2 protein-coding genes are annotated in these 1,083 nt (G+C 61.1%); one reads left to right on the forward strand and one right to left on the reverse strand.

Annotation, left to right across the window (positions count from 1 at the left end; all coding sequences use genetic code 11):
* A partial coding sequence (gene zapE, locus BZK31_RS28885; protein WP_157900851.1) for an AFG1/ZapE family ATPase occupies positions 1-281 on the forward strand: 281 nt, incomplete at its 5' end.
* A 3-nt stretch (positions 282-284) separates the two neighbouring features.
* On the opposite strand, the gene rarD is transcribed toward zapE, so the two are convergent.
* Positions 285-1,083, reverse strand: a 799-nt coding sequence (gene rarD / locus BZK31_RS28890; RefSeq protein ID WP_083186501.1) for an EamA family transporter RarD, incomplete at its 5' end; no start/stop codon positions are given.

Below are 1,083 nucleotides of genomic sequence, written 5' to 3' on the forward strand. Positions count from 1 at the left end.
GTGCGCCGCAGCGCGAATCGAAGATCGCGCGTGGCACCGAGGATGGTGTGGAACAGGTGGTGGCGGGGGATCGCGAACTGCCGCAGTTGTCACCTCATGACGACGGTGTGCGGCGGTTCATTGCACTGGTGGACGAGTGTTACGACCGGCGCATTCCGTTGTATGTCGAAGCACAGGTGGCGATGGATGAGTTGTACACCGAAGGCTATCTGTCTTTCGCGTTCCGCCGTACGCTCAGCCGCCTGCAGGAAATGCAACTGGAGCGGTTTACCGAGCGTTGACGCTCAGGCCGCATCGCGACGGCGCTGGGCCAGCATGTGCTTGGCGCCCTCAAGTACCAGCACACCCACCGCCAGCCAGATCGGAATGTAGGTCAGCATTTCGTCGCGACTGATGCTTTCACCCAATAGCAGGGCGACGCCGACCAGCAGCACCGGCTCGACATAGCTGAGCAGCCCGAACAGGCTGAACGGCAACAGCCGGCTAGCGATGATGTAGCTGACCAGTGCCGAAGCGCTGATCACCCCGAGCAGTGGAATCAACAGATACAACAGAGGTGTCTGCTGAATCGCCATCGGATCGCCGCTGGCAATGAACCACAGGCCGATGGGCAGCATGAACAGCATGTCGAACCACAGCCCGCCCAGGTGATCGGTCTTGAGCTTGCGCCGCAGCACGAAATACAGCGGATAGCCGCCAGCGACCAGCAGTGTTTCCCACGAGAAACTGCCCAGCCGCCACAGTTCATGGCCGACGCCGATGATCGCGAAGGCCGCTGCCACCTTTTGCAGGTAGGACAGGTGCTCGCCATACACGATGCGGCCGGTGAGAATCATGCTCAACGGCAGCAGAAAATAGCCCAGTGACACTTCCAGACTGCGCCCGTGCAGCGGCGCCCACATGAAGATCAGCAACTGCGCGCCCAGCAACAACGAGGACAGCAGCAGCCCGAAAAACAGCATCGGTTGCTCGCGCAGCCTCGTGGCCAGGGCACGAACCCGTATCCAGTCACCGCTGACCAGCATGAACAGCGTGGCGCAGGGCACGGTCAATAGCATTCGCCAGCCGAAGATCGCTTGACCA

Origin of the sequence: Pseudomonas floridensis (assembly GCF_002087235.1) — a bacterium.
In the GTDB taxonomy this organism is placed as follows: Bacteria; Pseudomonadota; Gammaproteobacteria; order Pseudomonadales; family Pseudomonadaceae; genus Aquipseudomonas; species Aquipseudomonas floridensis.